This window comes from Paenibacillus pasadenensis DSM 19293 (assembly GCF_000422485.1).
GTDB classification, from domain to species: domain Bacteria; phylum Bacillota; class Bacilli; order Paenibacillales; family Paenibacillaceae; genus Paenibacillus_O; species Paenibacillus_O pasadenensis.
Genome location: NZ_KE383852.1, coordinates 158,372 through 172,660 on the forward strand (window position 1 = coordinate 158,372; position 14,289 = coordinate 172,660).

18 protein-coding genes are annotated in these 14,289 nt (G+C 61.6%); all 18 read right to left on the reverse strand.

What is annotated here, in order from left to right; genetic code table 11:
• Positions 1-247: 247 nt before the first annotated feature.
• The 18 genes from spoIVA to ypeB all read right to left on the reverse strand — a co-directional run bounded on the left by spoIVA (position 248) and on the right by ypeB (position 14,234).
• Positions 248-1,726, reverse strand: coding sequence for a stage IV sporulation protein A (gene spoIVA, locus H582_RS0118860; protein ID WP_028599783.1), 1,479 nt, complete (start codon positions 1,724-1,726; stop codon positions 248-250).
• Between the two features lie 266 nt (positions 1,727-1,992).
• The gene (locus H582_RS0118865; RefSeq protein WP_052333426.1) at positions 1,993-2,760 is read right to left on the reverse strand and encodes a hypothetical protein; all 768 of its coding nucleotides are present in this window, start codon (positions 2,758-2,760) and stop codon (positions 1,993-1,995) included.
• Positions 2,757-3,143 carry a 2Fe-2S iron-sulfur cluster-binding protein gene (locus H582_RS28430; protein ID WP_052333427.1) on the reverse strand — a complete coding sequence of 129 codons (387 nt, stop codon included), beginning with the start codon at positions 3,141-3,143 and terminating at the stop codon, positions 2,757-2,759. Before H582_RS28430 ends, H582_RS0118865 begins: the two co-directional genes overlap by 4 nt.
• 16 nt (positions 3,144-3,159) lie before the next feature.
• Positions 3,160-3,456, reverse strand: coding sequence for a 2Fe-2S iron-sulfur cluster-binding protein (locus H582_RS0118875; RefSeq protein WP_028599785.1), 297 nt, complete (start codon positions 3,454-3,456; stop codon positions 3,160-3,162).
• An 18-nt stretch (positions 3,457-3,474) separates the two neighbouring features.
• Entirely contained in the window at positions 3,475-3,657 is a 183-nt protein-coding gene (locus H582_RS0118880; RefSeq protein ID WP_028599786.1) for a DUF2768 family protein, read from the reverse strand.
• Positions 3,658-3,791: 134 nt separating this feature from the next.
• The gene (locus H582_RS0118885; RefSeq protein ID WP_028599787.1) at positions 3,792-4,067 is read right to left on the reverse strand and encodes a stage VI sporulation protein F; all 276 of its coding nucleotides are present in this window, start codon (positions 4,065-4,067) and stop codon (positions 3,792-3,794) included.
• A 137-nt stretch (positions 4,068-4,204) separates the two neighbouring features.
• A complete protein-coding gene (locus H582_RS0118890) occupies positions 4,205-5,233 on the reverse strand; it encodes an NAD(P)H-dependent glycerol-3-phosphate dehydrogenase (protein ID WP_052333428.1) in 1,029 nt (342 codons plus the stop codon).
• 10 nt (positions 5,234-5,243) lie between these two features.
• Entirely contained in the window at positions 5,244-5,843 is a 600-nt protein-coding gene (plsY, locus tag H582_RS0118895; RefSeq protein WP_028599789.1) for a glycerol-3-phosphate 1-O-acyltransferase PlsY, read from the reverse strand.
• A 12-nt stretch (positions 5,844-5,855) separates the two neighbouring features.
• Entirely contained in the window at positions 5,856-7,178 is a 1,323-nt protein-coding gene (gene der, locus H582_RS0118900) for a ribosome biogenesis GTPase Der (protein WP_028599790.1), read from the reverse strand.
• A 100-nt stretch (positions 7,179-7,278) separates the two neighbouring features.
• Positions 7,279-7,464 (reverse strand): capping complex subunit for YIEGIA, encoded by a 186-nt coding sequence (locus H582_RS0118905; RefSeq protein WP_028599791.1) that lies wholly within the window; start codon positions 7,462-7,464, stop codon positions 7,279-7,281.
• Entirely contained in the window at positions 7,457-8,383 is a 927-nt protein-coding gene (locus H582_RS0118910; RefSeq protein WP_028599792.1) for a YIEGIA family protein, read from the reverse strand. Before H582_RS0118910 ends, H582_RS0118905 begins: the two co-directional genes overlap by 8 nt.
• Positions 8,384-8,386: 3 nt before the next feature.
• Positions 8,387-9,022: a YphA family membrane protein gene (locus H582_RS0118915; protein ID WP_028599793.1), complete on the reverse strand. Its 636-nt coding sequence runs from the start codon at positions 9,020-9,022 to the stop codon at positions 8,387-8,389.
• Between the two features lie 104 nt (positions 9,023-9,126).
• The gene (gene rpsA / locus H582_RS0118920; protein WP_028599794.1) at positions 9,127-10,380 is read right to left on the reverse strand and encodes a 30S ribosomal protein S1; all 1,254 of its coding nucleotides are present in this window, start codon (positions 10,378-10,380) and stop codon (positions 9,127-9,129) included.
• A 73-nt stretch (positions 10,381-10,453) separates the two neighbouring features.
• On the reverse strand, positions 10,454-11,035 hold the full coding sequence (locus H582_RS0118925; protein WP_028599795.1) for a lysophospholipid acyltransferase family protein: 582 nt from the start codon (positions 11,033-11,035) through the stop codon (positions 10,454-10,456).
• Positions 11,025-11,738: a (d)CMP kinase gene (gene cmk / locus H582_RS0118930; RefSeq protein ID WP_028599796.1), complete on the reverse strand. Its 714-nt coding sequence runs from the start codon at positions 11,736-11,738 to the stop codon at positions 11,025-11,027. Before cmk ends, H582_RS0118925 begins: the two co-directional genes overlap by 11 nt.
• Positions 11,739-11,770: 32 nt before the next feature.
• Complete coding sequence (locus H582_RS0118935; RefSeq protein WP_028599797.1) at positions 11,771-12,025, reverse strand: hypothetical protein; 255 nt, start codon at positions 12,023-12,025, stop codon at positions 11,771-11,773.
• Positions 12,026-12,125: 100 nt separating this feature from the next.
• Positions 12,126-12,776 (reverse strand): flagellar brake protein, encoded by a 651-nt coding sequence (locus tag H582_RS0118940; RefSeq protein ID WP_028599798.1) that lies wholly within the window; start codon positions 12,774-12,776, stop codon positions 12,126-12,128.
• 123 nt (positions 12,777-12,899) lie between these two features.
• A complete protein-coding gene (ypeB, locus tag H582_RS0118945; RefSeq protein WP_028599799.1) occupies positions 12,900-14,234 on the reverse strand; it encodes a germination protein YpeB in 1,335 nt (444 codons plus the stop codon).
• Positions 14,235-14,289 lie beyond the last annotated feature (55 nt).

Here is a 14,289-nt window from a genome sequence, read left to right on the forward strand (position 1 = left end):
AGCAAGTCAATCGGAATTTACATCTTTTATGTCGAAAAACATCGAATAAAAGAGCTATGAATAATTATAGAACGGGACGGTCGAGATGCAAGCACTTTTTTATGAAGCGGTTTCGATTTTCTAGTCGATCATAATAGGAATTATCTATAGGTTTATAGATATATCGCGAATCTCATCTCGCCGTAAATAGAAGAAGCCGAATGTCGGCTGACATTCGGCTGTTGAAGATGCTGCATATTTATGCGAATCAGAGAATAATCGCGATCAACCCGCCCGAGCCCTCGTTGATGATGCGGCCGAGCGTCTCCTGCAGCTTGTAGCGGGCGTTGTCCGGCATCATGGCGATCTTGCCCTGGATGCCTTCGCGTACGATCGAGTGGAGCGAGCGGCCGAACATGTCGGAATCCCACACCTTGATCGGATCGTTCTCGAAGTCCTGCATCAGATAGCGCACGAGCTCCTCGCTCTGCTTTTCCGTGCCGATGATCGGCGCGAACTCCGACTCGACGTCGACCCGGATCATGTGGATCGACGGCGCGGTCGCCTTCAGCCTCACGCCGAAGCGGGAGCCTTGGCGGATGAGCTCAGGCTCGTCGAGCTGCATCTCGGCCAGCGTCGGAGCGGCGATGCCGTAGCCCGTCGTCTTAACCATTTCCAGCGCCTCGGCGAACCGGTCGTACTCGCGCTTGGCATGGGTGAAGTCCTGCATGAGCTGGAGCAGATGATCCTTGCCGCGGATCTCGACGCCTACGACCTCCATCAGGATCTGGTCGTACAGCTCGTCAGGCGCGTACAGGTCGATCTCGGCCACGCCTTGGCCCATGTTCATATCGCTCAATCCGGCGCGCGAGATGAAGTCGTATTCCATGAACTGGGCGACCACGCGGTCCACGTCGCGCAGCCTCCGGATGTCCTGGACCGTATCGCGCACCGAGTTCTCGTAGTTGCTGCGGAGCCAGTGGTTCTCGCTGAGCACCATGACCCAGCTCGGCAGGTTGACGTTCACTTCATGCACCGGGAATTCGTAGAGCACCTCACGCAGGACGGAGGTCACTTCCTCCTCGCCCATGCTGGCCGCGCTCAGCGTCATGACCGGGATGTCGTATTTCGCCTGCAGCTCGCCGCGCAGCTGGAGCGCCTCGTCGCTTTTCGGCCGCGTCGAGTTGATGATCAGCACGAACGGCTTGCCGACTTCCTTGAGCTCCGCGATGACGCGCTCTTCCGACTCCACGTACGAGCTGCGGGGGATCTCGGCGATCGTGCCGTCGGTCGTCACGACGACGCCGAGCGTGGAATGCTCCTGGATGACCTTGCGCGTGCCGATCTCGGCCGCTTCCTGGAACGGGATCGGCTCCTCGAACCAAGGCGTCGTGATCATGCGCGGGCCGTTCTCGTCCTCGTAGCCTTTGGCGCCGTCCACCGCGTAGCCGACGCAGTCGACCAGCCGCACGTTCACCTCGAGCCCTTCGGCCACATGGATGCGGACCGCCTGGTTCGGCACGAACTTCGGCTCCGTCGTCATGATCGTCTTGCCTGCCGCGCTTTGGGGCAGCTCATCCACGGCGCGCACGCGGTCGACCTCGCTCGTGATGTTCGGGAGTACGGTCGTTTCCATGAATCGCTTGATGAAGGTCGATTTGCCGGTCCGGACCGCGCCGACGACGCCGAGGTAGATGTCCCCGCCGGTCCGTTCGGCGATGTCCTTGAAAATATCCACTTTTTCCACTTTCAGATCCCCTCCCAATCGATTATCCGGTTCGTCGCCTTCCACCGGTCAAGAGGGCAGGCAAGCGACGCAACTCGTACATGCTGTGGACTAGTAATAGCATATTGTCCATCCTTCCGGATTATGACGGTTGCGCCAACCAATCTTGCATCCCGATCCGGACCGACCCGACCTTTCAAGAATGTATGATATGCCCCGGCCGAATCGAAAAGAACCTCTCTCCTGCAGGATGCCCGGGCATCCTGCAAGAGAGAGGTTCAAAGAGGTCAGGACGGGTCCGGCTGCGGAACCGGCTCCTGATCGATCAGATGATAGACCGGCGATTTGACCGGCACGAAGTCGGTGTCCTCCGCCAGCAGCGAGCGCAGGTCGACATCGGGCCCGATCGATTTAAGTCCGCGCTTTTGAGCCGCACGCATCAGATCGGGTCCGTAATCGGCGTAGACCTTGCCCCGCTCGTCCGCCATGAGCGACAGCGCGCCGCCGGAATAGACGCTCCGCAGCTTCGGCTCCTTGAGGCCGAGCTTGCCGTAGTCGATCCGGTAGAAGCCTGGATAAAGGCTTTCTCCGAGCGGAACGGCTCCTCCTCCGCGGACGAGACGGGCGATCTCCGCCTGCATGTCGTTCACCGCCTGGAACACAGGCAGCGGCATCAGCTTGACGGTCGGATCGGTCTCCTCGTTCTGGATGAGGAAGTAGTAGCTTCCGCCTTTTTCGAACGAGGCGGCCGGCAGCTCCGACAGATAGCGGCTGCGCTGCAGCTTGCCGAAATCGACGGCGAACTTCTCGTAAGCCGGCGTCTCCGCCGTTGCGTTTTTGAGCGGAAGCAGTCCCGTTTCCTGTTGATACAGGTCGACGACCGCCTGCACGCCGGCGACGGCGTCCTTGGCCGGCAGCTGGTTCTGGCCGAGCTGCTCCCGAGGATAGAGGCAGCCCGACAGCAGCGTCGCCATGCTTGCGATCGCCGCCGCCGCCAGCAGCCGCCTGCCTGCAGCCTCGATCCGCGCGGCGCTTGCCGCAGTTGCTTTGTTCATTGGGGTTCCTCCTGATCCTTCATGCGAAAAGAACGCAGCCAGCTGTCGTCGTCCTCTTCGGCTTGACGCTCGAGCTGACGGCGCACCGCCGCCTTGAGCGGGTCTTCCGGCAGCACGGCGTGGCAATCGCCGACCGCTCGGCATTGGCAGCCGAGCCGCGTCTCTCCGCCCTCGCCGAGCTTATGCCGCTCCTGCGGCGTCGGCCGGGACAATCCGGCCTCGCCGTGCTCCGGATGCACGCCGAGCTTGCACATGAGGCAAGCGGCCTTACCGCCGCAGCGGACCGCGATCGGCCGTCCCGCGAGCCGGGCCGCTTCCAGCAGCGTCGTGCCCGGGCGCACCCGCACCGATCTGCCCTCAGGCCAAAACGTGACTTGGACCACGCTTCCCGACTCTCCTTTAGAAATAAGGCTTGTGGCGCACTTCAATGACCGCTTCGTCGGAGCGGACGACCGCTTGACAGGAAAGGCGGTAGCCCTGATCAAATTCCTCCGGCTCCAGCCTGTCCCACTCGGCGTCGGTGACCGGCTCGAGCTGATCCATGCCGTCCACAATCAGGCAGCGGCAGCGCGCGCAGGTGCCTCTCCGGCAGGAGGAGCCCCACTCCGCCTTCGCCTTCAATGCGAGCTCGAGCAGCGTCGCGCCCTTGACCGCCGGCGTCTCCGTCAGTCGGGTGCGCCCTTGCAGCTTGATCACCTCGAATCGCCTCCCTGTCTACGCAATGATGGAAAATACGCCCAGCAAAAAGCCGATGACGAGCAGCACGAAAGCGATCAGCGAGAGCGCTCCACGCAGGATGCCTCGCGTCTTCGCGCGGGCGAACGTAATCATCAGAGCCGAAATGACCATCATCCCGATTCCGATCAGAGAGATCCACATGACTGTCATCGGATCCATCTTCCGACACTCCCATCCCTGTTCCGACGGAGCTCGGCGGCCACGCAAAGCTTGTCCGGCAACGGCCGCGCGAAAGGCCGGCACTGCCGCGGCCGCGGCGGTACCGGCCCCAATTCTCTCCGTACGGAATACCTTTATTTTTTGATCATCATCTTCATCAGCGTCTCCAGGTTCCCCATGCTCATGCCGCTGCTCTTGACCGCCTTGACGATATCGTTCATCGTCTGCTCGGATACCGGAACTTTGGCCATGCTGGCGACCTGCTTCACCAGCTTGCGGAGCTCTTCCTCGCTCTGCATCGTATCCGGCGTGACGCCGCTGGCAAGCTTCTTGACCTGATTTTCGGTAATGTTCTTGCCCGTCTTTTTGTTGACCGCGCTCAGGATGTCCTTCGGCGAGTTCTTGCCCATCGTGTCGCCCTCCCCAGGAATGATGGGGCTATAGACGCCGGGTGGATCCGGCGGCATAACCGCTCTGCCATCATCCTATGAGCGCAGGCGCCGGGAGGTGCGGGCGAGCTGCCCGGAAGGACAGACGCCCGGCCGGGCTAGAGCTCGCCGGTGCGGTCGCGCAGCATCAGGCTCTCTACCGCCTCGCGCGGAGCCTTGTTCTGGAACAGCACCTCATACAGCTGGTCGGTGATCGGCATCTCGACGCCGTAGCGGGCGGCGAGCGAGCGAGCCGATCTCGTCGTGCGCACGCCTTCGACGACCATGCCGACCTTAGCGAGCACCTCGTCCAGCGACAGCCCGCTTGCGAGCAGCGAGCCGGCGCGCCAGTTGCGGCTATGCGGACTCGTGCAGGTCGCGACGAGATCGCCGACGCCGGCGAGGCCGGCGAACGTCATCATGTTCGCCCCCATCGCTTGGCCGAGCCGGCCGATCTCCGCGAGTCCGCGCGTGAGCAGCGCGGCCTTGGCGTTGTCGCCGAAGCCGAGGCCGTCGGACAGTCCCGCTCCGAGCGCGATGATGTTCTTGATCGCGCCGGCGACCTCGACGCCGATCACGTCCCGGTTCGTATAAACGCGGAAGCAGGAGTTGATGAAGGCGTCCTGAGCCTGCTCGGCATAGCCTTCGGCCTCCGAGGCGACGACGACGGTCGTCGGCAGCTGCTTCACCACTTCTTCCGCATGGCTCGGTCCCGACAGCACGACGATCGTCTCCAGCGGGCGTCCAAGCTCCTCCGCCAGCACATGCGACATGCGCTCCAGCGAGTCGATCTCGAAGCCTTTGGCCGCGTGGACAATGACCGCATCCGGATCGAGCAGGGGAGCGGCCGCCGAGGCGACCTGGCGCATCGCCGAGCTCGGAGCCGCGAACAGCACGAGCCGAGCGTCCTTCAGCGCCTCCGCCATGTCGGTCGTCGCCGTCAGATTGTCCGGCAGCGCCGCTCCGGGCAAGTATTTCGTGTTGGCGTGCGAGTCCCGGATTTCTGCGGCCTGCGAGGCGCTCCGGGTCCACATGACGACTTCATGGCCGTTCGCCGCCAGGACGGCGGCCAGGGCCGTGCCCCAGCTGCCGGCGACGAGCACGGCCGCTTTTTTGAGCTCGCGAGGCGAGCCGTCCGTTTGCTTCATAGCGGCCCCCTCATGGCTTTTTTGCGCCAAGCTTGTTCTCCGTGCCCTTGTACAGCTTGACGAGGTTGCTCCGATGCCGGACAAACGCGAACACGCACAGCACGGCCGATGTCCAGAAGATCGGTCCGATGCCGATCAGAAGAAAGATGGATAATGGCGTCAGCAGGGCGAAAACGAGCGAGCCCAGCGAGACATAGCGCGTGATGGCGACGAGCAGGATCGCGATGATGCCGGCATACAGCGAAGGTATGAAAGCAAGCGAGACCATCGCGCCGATCATCGTCGCGATGCCCTTGCCTCCTCGGAAGCGGAAGAAGATCGGCCAGTTGTGCCCGGCGATGACGGCAAGCCCGCAGACGGCGGGCAGCCAGTCGACGTCCGGAGCGGCCAAGCGGCCGATCCATACCGCGGCGACGCCCTTGAGGATGTCAAGGACGAACACCGCGATGCCGGGACCTTTGCCGAGCACGCGCAGCGTGTTCGTCGCCCCGGCGTTGCCGCTGCCGTGATGGCGGATGTCGATGCCCTTGAAGTAGCGGGCGATCAGAATGCTGAACGAGACGGAGCCTAGCGCGTAGCTGGCTGCAATCGCAAGGATGGTTGTCAGCAAGGCCATTCTCTCCTAATCCTCGTCCGACTTCCGGCGGGTGAACAAGCGGACCGGAGTGCCTTCGAAATTGAACGCGGCGCGGATCTTGTTTTCCAGATATCGCTCATAGGAGAAATGCATGATCTCCGGCGCGTTGACGAAGATGACGATCGTCGGCGGCCGCACTGCGACCTGGGTGACGTAGTTGATCCGCAGGCGGCGCCCCTTGTCGGTCGGCGGCGGATTGATCGCGACGGCATCGGAGATGACGTCGTTGAGCAGATGCGTCTGGATGCGCAGCGCATGCTGCTCCGAGACGTGGTTGATGACCGGCAGCAGCTTGTGCAGCCGCGACTTGGTCAAGGCGGACAGGAAGACGATCGGCGCGTATGTCATGAACAGGAAGTGGTCGCGGATGTTCTGGGAGAACAACTGCATCGTCTTGTCGTCCTTGTCCACCGCGTCCCACTTGTTCACGACGAAGACCGACGCCTTGCCGGCTTCGTGGGCATAACCCGCGATATGCTTGTCCTGCTCGATGATGCCTTCCTCGGCATTGATCAGGATAAGCACGACGTCCGCGCGCTCGATCGCCTTCAGCGACCGCATGACGCTGTACTTCTCGGTCGATTCGTACACCTTGCCGCGCTTGCGCATGCCGGCCGTGTCAATGAGCACGTAGCGCTGTCCGTCCTTTTCGAACGGAGTGTCGATCGCGTCGCGCGTCGTGCCCGCGACATCGCTTACAATGACGCGTTCCTCGCCGAGCAGCGCGTTGACGAGCGACGATTTGCCGACGTTCGGGCGTCCGATGAGGGCCACCTTGATGACATCCTCGTCATACCCGTCTTCCTCGAGCTCCGGCAGCTTGGACACCGCTTCGTCGAGCAGGTCGCCGATGCCGGTGCCGTGCGAGCCGGAGATCGCGATCGGACTGCCGAATCCGAGGCCGAAAAACTCATAGATATCTTCCATTCGGCCATGGTTGTCGACCTTGTTGACCGCGACGACGACCGGCTTGCGGGAGCGGAACAGCATCTGCGCCACTTCCTCGTCGGCCAGCGTCAGTCCGGTCTTGGCGTCCACCATGAAGATGATGACGTCCGCTTCCTCGACCGCGAGCTCCGCCTGCATGCGGACGGATTTCATGATCTCGTCTTCGCCGTCCAATTCAATTCCGCCAGTATCGACGATACTGAAGGATTTTCCATTCCATTCACCGGTTCCATAGATCCGGTCACGCGTGACGCCGGGCTTGTCCTCCACGATCGCCAGGCGGTCGCCTATGACCCGGTTGAAGATCGTGGATTTTCCCACATTCGGCCTGCCCACGATAGCTATTACGGGTCTTGCCATAACATACACCCTCTCAAAAATTCTCACGCCTTCCATCATAGCAAAAAACAGCTGAGTTGGCTAACTTTTCAGGCTCCTCGCCGCAAGACGAAAGACCGGATCAGCCTTTATGGTCGACGAGGATGTAGCTTCCATTCTTGAGGTCATGAGCGTTCGCATCGAGAATCTTCTCCAGCAGAAACGCCGTCTGCTCCGCTTTTTCCGGCTCGTTTTCAATGAATACGGGCGCGCCTCCGCCGAGCGTCGCGTCCGCTTTCGAGCTGACGACCGCCACGATTCTAGCCATTGTCCTTCGCCTCCTGGTTGACGCCGGCCTTGGAAGGCATGCGCACCGCCGTCTCCAGCAGCGGCACCCTTCCCGCGATTTCAAGCGCCTTCGATTCGTCCTTCTCATGCGGCAGGATGAACACGCCGAGCCGGCCGGAGTCCATGTCCAGCTTGGCCATCGGCAGCAGCGCCGGCTCGCCCGTATCGCGATGCACGCCGAGAATCGTCGACAGATCGTAGAGGATCGCCTGCCGCTGGCCGATGTTGGACAGCGTGACCCGTCCATTGGCATTGCGCGGAGCCAGCACGAGGCCGAGCCCGCGCTCGCGGATGATCTGCTGGTCGCTCTCCAGGCCGACGTTCATGATGTAGATGTCGTCCACATACAGATCCGGTCCGTCCATCCGCAGCTCGCCGGCCTGCACGTCCGCGATATGGGACACCGACTTGCCGGAGCGCAGCTTCCATACCGCCGCGAGCGCAAGCAGCCCGCCCAGAAGGCCTGCCCAGACGTTGATCGCTACCGAGCCTAAGCTTGCCGTCATCGCCGCCAGGATGACGAGATAGTTTCTTCCCTCGAATACCATCGCTATGCCTTCGATATAGGATGTGCCGCGTGAAACGAGCTCCATCGAATCCATCTTCGACAGCGTCTCCCGCTCCATGTTGCGGACGTCGCGGAACTGCTGGGCGGCTACGGTCAGGAACGTGATCGCCGTCAGGTTTTTCTGGTACAGCGCCGGCACCGCGACCGCTCCGAGCGCGGACGCGATGAAGCCGAGCGACAGATGGATGATCTGGCCATGCGGGAACGTCGGGTACTGGCGATAGTCGGAGCGCAGCAGCAGCAGCCGGGCAATGACGCCGAAGCCGATGCCGATCAGCACGGAGGCGACCATCTGGTTCGCTTCAAAATAGTCCTGGATCTGGCGAAGCATCGGCTACACCTCTCTTTCGGGTTGTCGTTCGCGCCCCGCCAGCAGGCGAGCGAGCTGGCGGGCGGCCGCTGCGATCGCCAGCGAGGACAGCCTGCAGGCGGCAGCCGCCAGCGCAAGCCGATCCCACCCTGCCGCATCGCCGACGGCGACCGGTCCCTGCCAGCTGTCGGCGAGCAGCGGATAAAGGGAGACGAGCGTCGCCGCTCCCGTCAGAATGACGAGCTGCGCCGGCGCCCGAAGCGACAGCAGCGCGGCCAGGGCGCCGCCGATCAATGCCGCGTCCCAGCCGCTGCGCGCGAGGACGAGCTGCGGCGCAGCCAGAAACAGGCTGTCCAGCCAGATCAGCAGGAAGCCGAGCAAAAACGCGCATCCGAGCAAATAAAGCCGGTCGGATGCGCGGATATGCCGCTGCAGCGTCCAGAGAGCAAAGAAAACGAGAGCGATCGCCGCTCCGTTCACGACGAGCTTGCTCCCCAGCGGAATCCATACGGGCGAGAGCGCGCAAAGCACCGCCAGCGCCGCCGCTCCATGCCTCGCCTTCAGTCCGCCGGCCGCTTCTTTGTTCCAGCCGCTTGCCAGCAATATGAGCCCGATGAGCGCGACCTGCGCCGCTGCGAATCCATCGCTGATGGCCGCCATTGGCTTCACCTCCACCCGGCTATTATGCGCGTAGCGGCGGGGGATTATCAGCCAAAAAAGCCCTGTTTCGCCAGAAGGCGAAACAGGGCTTTTGGAAATGACGATTAGTTTTTGAACTTGCTCAGCTTGTCGCCGAAGCGCTCGCCGAGGTTGAAGCTCATGCTTTGGTTGCTCAGGGAGACGTTCGGATTGTCGATCTTCTCCTTGAAGCCGCCGCGGTCGGAACGCTCGCGAGCAGGACGCTCGGAACGAGGAGCTTGCTCCGGAGCTTCTTCCGTTTCTTTGATGCTCAGGCTGACGCGCTTCTCGGACGGATTGAAGTCGAGGATTTTTGCCTTGACTTCTTGGCCTTCCTTGAGCACTTCCTGCGGCGTAGCCACATGGCGGTGAGCGATCTGCGAAACGTGCACGAGACCTTCGACGCCAGGCGCGATCTCGACGAACGCGCCGAAGTTCACGAGACGGCGAACCGTACCCGTTACGATGTCGCCCGTCTTGAACTGGCCGTTCACGGATTCCCAAGGACCCGGCTGAGCGGCTTTGATGCTGAGGCTGATCTTGCCGACGGAAGGATCCAGCTTAAGCACCTTCACGCGTACCGCTTGGCCTTCGGAGACGACATCCTTCGGATGCGCCACATGCTGCCAGGACATTTCGGATACGTGCACCAGTCCGTCTACTCCGCCGATGTCGACGAATGCGCCGAACGGAGTCAGGCGTTGCACCGTGCCTTCGAGCTCTTGGCCCACTTGCAGGCTGTCCATGACCTTTTGCTTGTTTTGCTCGAATTCCGCTTCCAGAACTTCTTTGGCGGAGAGGATGATTTTGTTGTTCTCGCGGTCGATTTCCTTGATCTTCACTTTCAGGGTACGGCCTTTGTAGTCTTTGAAGTCTTCGACGAAATGACGCTCGACCATCGATGCCGGAATGAATCCGCGTACGCCGACGTCAACGACAAGACCGCCTTTGACTACGTCTGCAACCGTCACTTCGAGAACCTCGCCGGCTTCGAACTGCGCTTGCAGGGAGTCCCAGGACTTTTCTGCGTCCACTGCTTTTTTGGAGAGCAGCAGCTTTTCCTTCTCGTCATCGATCGTGATGACCTTGAGGGTCAGCTCATCGCCGAGCTTGACGGCGTCGTTCGCGCTGTCCAGCTGAACGGAGCTCAGCTCGCGCAGCGGAATGATGCCGTCATATTTATAACCGAGGCTTACCGTAGCCTGGTTGTCTTCGACTTTCACGATGGTGCCGGTTACGATGTCGCCCTTTTTCAGGGTGACGATGTTCTCCAGCTCATCCTGGCTGAGACCTTGCTGAGATTCTTGGACAGAGTCCTGGATTTTTGTTTCTTCTGACATCGAAATTACCTCCTCAGTTCATACCCCAACTTTATTTAAACCCAAATTGCACTGTTGAATCAGGAATAAGGGATTAAAACAATGCTCGTTCGCGAAGCTTTGCGATGTCGCTCATGATCTTGGCTGTGACCTGCTCCAGCGTGTCTCCGGAAGAAGAATGGATGAATTCGGTCAAATCCACCGGAGGACCGTAGATGACGCGGGTTTTGCCGAACAATCGGTAAGAGCCGACGATCGCGACCGGAATGACGGTCGCTCCGCTCCGCATGGCGATCATGGCCGCGCCTTTTTTGGCCGCGTCCCCGCCGCTGTTGCGGGTCCCTTCCGGGAAGATCCCCATCACGCCGCCTTCTTTCAGAAGGGTGATCGCCGTGCGGATCGATTCTTTGCTGACGCCGCCCCGCTTGACGGGAAAAGCGCCGAGACCGTGGATCAGCTTGCCCAGCACCGGCACTTCGAACAGCTCCGCCTTGGCCATGTAGTGGACCTTGCGGTCGAGCTTGATCCCCACCGTAGGCGGATCGAAGTTGCTGATGTGGTTCGAGCACAGGATGACCGGCCCGTCCGCGGGAACATGCTGCAGCCCTTCGGCCTTCAGCCGGAACAGCACGGCATAAGCGCCTCTCAGGACGCCTCGGCAAAATTCATAGAGCATCCTGCTTCGCCTCCGCCAGTTTCTCGAGCGCCATCTCCCGGATTCTCGAGACGACCTCGTCCGCCGGAATGCCCGTGCTGTCGAGCAGCACCGCGTCGTCCGCCTGCAGCAGCGGCGATACGGCCCGTCCCATGTCCTTGCGGTCCCGCTCCTCGATCTCCCGCTCCATCTGCTCGAGCGAGATGCCGAGCGCGTCTCCGGCTTCCAGATGGCGCCGGCGGGCGCGCTCCTGCACGCTCGCCGTCAGATACACCTTGAGCTCCGCGTCCGGCAGGACGTGAGAGCCGATGTCGCGGCCGTCCATGACGACGCCCTTGGCGGAGGCGAGCGCCCGCTGCATCTCGACGAGCCGGATGCGGACGCCGTCGATCGCGGCGACCCGGGAAACGTGGAGATTGATGTCTCTGGAGCGGATCCGGCTCGTCACATCCTCGCCGCCCAGCAGGACGACCTGCCCGTCGGGGCCGGGCGCGAGCCGGATGTCGAGCTTGCGGGCATGGGCGGTCACGGCTTCGTCGTTCTCGATATCCAGCCCGGCTTCCCTGGCGCTCCAGGTCACGGCACGATACATGGCTCCCGTGTCGATATAAATATAGCCTAATGCCTCGGCAACGCTCCGTGCAACGGTGCTCTTGCCGGCACCGGCGGGTCCGTCGATCGCGATGTTGATGCGTTCGTCCATCCCGTCGTGATGGATAGTCAAGATCGGTTCCTCCAAGCAGCATCTAGGTTACGTTAGTCATCCAAAATCAGTAAAAAAGCAGGCTTTGCCTGCCCGTCGATTATATCACAGTCAACGGATGGATGCAAAACGGTTAGCGCCCTATCGCAAATCAACTGTCCGAGACGCTCGCCCTCGTCCGCCCTCCAGACGGAGAAGCCAGGGTGCCTGCCCAGCGCATGCAGTCCAGCCTGAGCGAGCACCGCCGCCGCGAGCAGCGCCGCTGCCGCCGCCGCCAGCCAAGCCGTAGGCGCATCGAGCCGCTTCATCCTCTCCCCCTCCCGCCGTCCCGCCGCGTGCCGGGCCGCCGCTGTTAGCTTGTGCCTGAAAAGGAAAACTATGCGGGGAAAGGCGCCGGAGCTTTCCGGCCTATTTGCGCAGCTCGAGCTGCCGCTCGAAGCAGCAGCGGATGATTTTCTGACGGTCCGGCTCGGAGATCGTCGTGAACTTGACCATCGCCTGCTTGCGTCCGTTCTCGAGCATCTTGGCCCGGATCACCTCGCCTTTGAAGAAGGCATGCTCCACGACGCCGTTCTTGAACGGGACGAGCAGCCAGCACTCGAGCTCCATGCCGGTCTCCAGCAGCCGGCTGGCCTCGCAATAGAACGAGATGCCTCCGCCGCCGACGTCGTCGGTGATGCCGATGAAGCGATTCTGTCCGCGCGCGCTCACGGCCAGCTCCAGCTCGGCCGGCACGCGCAGGTAGCTGCGGCGCTGGATGCGGGTCATGCTGCTCTCCTCCGCCTTGCGGATGCGGACGAGGCGCAGCACGTCGTCGCGATAGCCGGTCACGTAGGAATTGAAATAATGCTTGACTCCGTCCGGGCTGATGATGAAGATGGACAGCTCGTCTCCCAGATACAGCTTGCGGAGCTTGCCGCTCGGCTCATGAATCGGAATCTCCATGTACAAGGAATCCGCGTCCTCATCCGCCACCCTGGACTTGTAGACGGACTGGGCTTCCTCTTCGTCGGAGGAAGCGACCTGGATGAACAGGAAATCGTTGATTCTAGGCAGCAAAAAAAGGCCCCCCTCCCCTTGATGCCATGATTATAGCATGTCGGGTGAAAGGGAGCCAGATGGAATGGAGCGGCCGGGTCGGCTGCGGACCCGGCCGCTCGCAAGCGGCGGAACGCGCGCCGCTCAGGCTTCGGGAATCTCCTCGACCGCTTCTTCGGCGCCGGTCTCGGCATTGATGTAGACCCGATAGGTGAAGCCGTTGCTCTTGCCTTTGTACTCGTAGCACAGCACTTCCTCGTTGTCCTCGTTCTTGATCAGCGCCAGACGGCCGGCCTTGCCGCCCATCGCCTCGGTCAAGCCCTTGCGCGCCTCGGTCTCGGCGAGCGCCGGCTTCGCCAGGTCGCGCTTCTTGTGGGCGTAGACGTAATCGCCTGCCTGCAGGCCGACGACTTCGCCGTCGTCCAGCGCGACCTTGACGGTCAGCTTGTCCGGATAAAGCAGCACGCCGTCCTGCTTGGCGACATAGGTGAATACGCCTTCGTTGCCGAACTCGTCGTAGGTGACGGCTTCCATATCCTTGTATCCGTGCTTGTCCAGAAACTTCGCGGCGCCGCTTTTGGCCTCGGCCAGCTTCAGCTTCTTGTCCGCGATGTCGCGAGGCTTGACGAACCAGAGCAGGTCGCCTCCGCGGTAGGTGAAATCCATCGCGATGTCCTTGCCGCTGCCCTTTTCGACAATCGCGGAGTAAGAGGCGTAAGGCGTGCCCTTGCCGTTCTCGGTCACCTTGATCGGAGCGTCCGGGCCGAGGCCGAGGAATTCGGCCGCTTTGCGCTTGATCTCCTCCGGCGTCGCCGGCTTGCCGGAGAGCATGCTGACGGTCCGCTTCTCGTACAGGCTCGTTACCGTCGGCCCCCAGTCAATCGAATCGAACTGGCCGACCTTCGAGTCGACCGTCTTGAAGCCTTCGACGATCGCGTTGCCGGACTGCTGGCGGTCGGCGGCCAGAGCCGTCTCGACGTCCATCCAGCGGAGCTTGTCCTGCAGCACCTTGTTCTGCACCTGCTCGAGGTCGCGGTTGATTTCCGACGACTTGTCGAACAGCGTCTGCATCGTCTTCATCTCCCCGTCCGTCAGCGGCTGCTTGGTCAGGTCGCGCATCGACGCCTTGTAGGCGAAGTTGGAAATATGGGACAGGAAGTCGCCGGTTTTCTGGAACGGCAGCATCCGGACCGGCAGCTGGTTGATCTCGCTTTGCGCCTGGCTCGTCAGCCGCCAGACGTTCACGAGGCTCTTGCGCTGGAAGTTCTGCGAGCCGGCATTGACGGCCAGCGTCGTGCCGAGCTGGTGATGGAGCCGATCCATGTGATAGCTCAGATCGTGGAAAGCTTTCTGGTATTGGTTCTCCGCCTTGATGAGGATCGAATTCTTTTCCTGATGCTCTTGATATCCCCAGTAGGCCGCGCCGATGAGCAGGAGCGTCATGACGGGAAAGAGCACGCTGCTGAGTCGTTGGTACATAAAGCACAAGCTCCTTTCTTCTGCCAAACCTGGGGTTAGTTTGGGTAGAGGGAAG

Excerpts from the sequence above, each read along its gene's own strand:
- H582_RS0118885 (WP_028599787.1), bottom strand. The coding sequence starts at position 4,067 with ATGGGCAAGAACTCGCCGAAGGACATCCTGAGCGCGGTCAACAAAAAG.
- H582_RS0118880 (WP_028599786.1), bottom strand. The coding sequence starts at position 3,657 with ATGGATCCGATGACAGTCATGTGGATCTCTCTGATCGGAATCGGGATG.
- H582_RS0118925 (WP_028599795.1), bottom strand. The coding sequence starts at position 11,035 with ATGCTCTATGAATTTTGCCGAGGCGTCCTGAGAGGCGCTTATGCCGTG.
- H582_RS0118865 (WP_052333426.1), bottom strand. The coding sequence starts at position 2,760 with ATGAACAAAGCAACTGCGGCAAGCGCCGCGCGGATCGAGGCTGCAGGC.
- H582_RS0118915 (WP_028599793.1), bottom strand. The coding sequence starts at position 9,022 with ATGGCGGCCATCAGCGATGGATTCGCAGCGGCGCAGGTCGCGCTCATC.
- H582_RS0118890 (WP_052333428.1), bottom strand. The coding sequence starts at position 5,233 with ATGAAGCAAACGGACGGCTCGCCTCGCGAGCTCAAAAAAGCGGCCGTG.
- H582_RS0118935 (WP_028599797.1), bottom strand. The coding sequence starts at position 12,025 with ATGAAGCGGCTCGATGCGCCTACGGCTTGGCTGGCGGCGGCGGCAGCG.
- der (WP_028599790.1), bottom strand. The coding sequence starts at position 7,178 with ATGGCAAGACCCGTAATAGCTATCGTGGGCAGGCCGAATGTGGGAAAA.
- ypeB (WP_028599799.1), bottom strand. The coding sequence starts at position 14,234 with ATGTACCAACGACTCAGCAGCGTGCTCTTTCCCGTCATGACGCTCCTG.
- H582_RS0118905 (WP_028599791.1), bottom strand. The coding sequence starts at position 7,464 with ATGGCTAGAATCGTGGCGGTCGTCAGCTCGAAAGCGGACGCGACGCTC.
- H582_RS0118910 (WP_028599792.1), bottom strand. The coding sequence starts at position 8,383 with ATGCTTCGCCAGATCCAGGACTATTTTGAAGCGAACCAGATGGTCGCC.
- rpsA (WP_028599794.1), bottom strand. The coding sequence starts at position 10,380 with ATGTCAGAAGAAACAAAAATCCAGGACTCTGTCCAAGAATCTCAGCAA.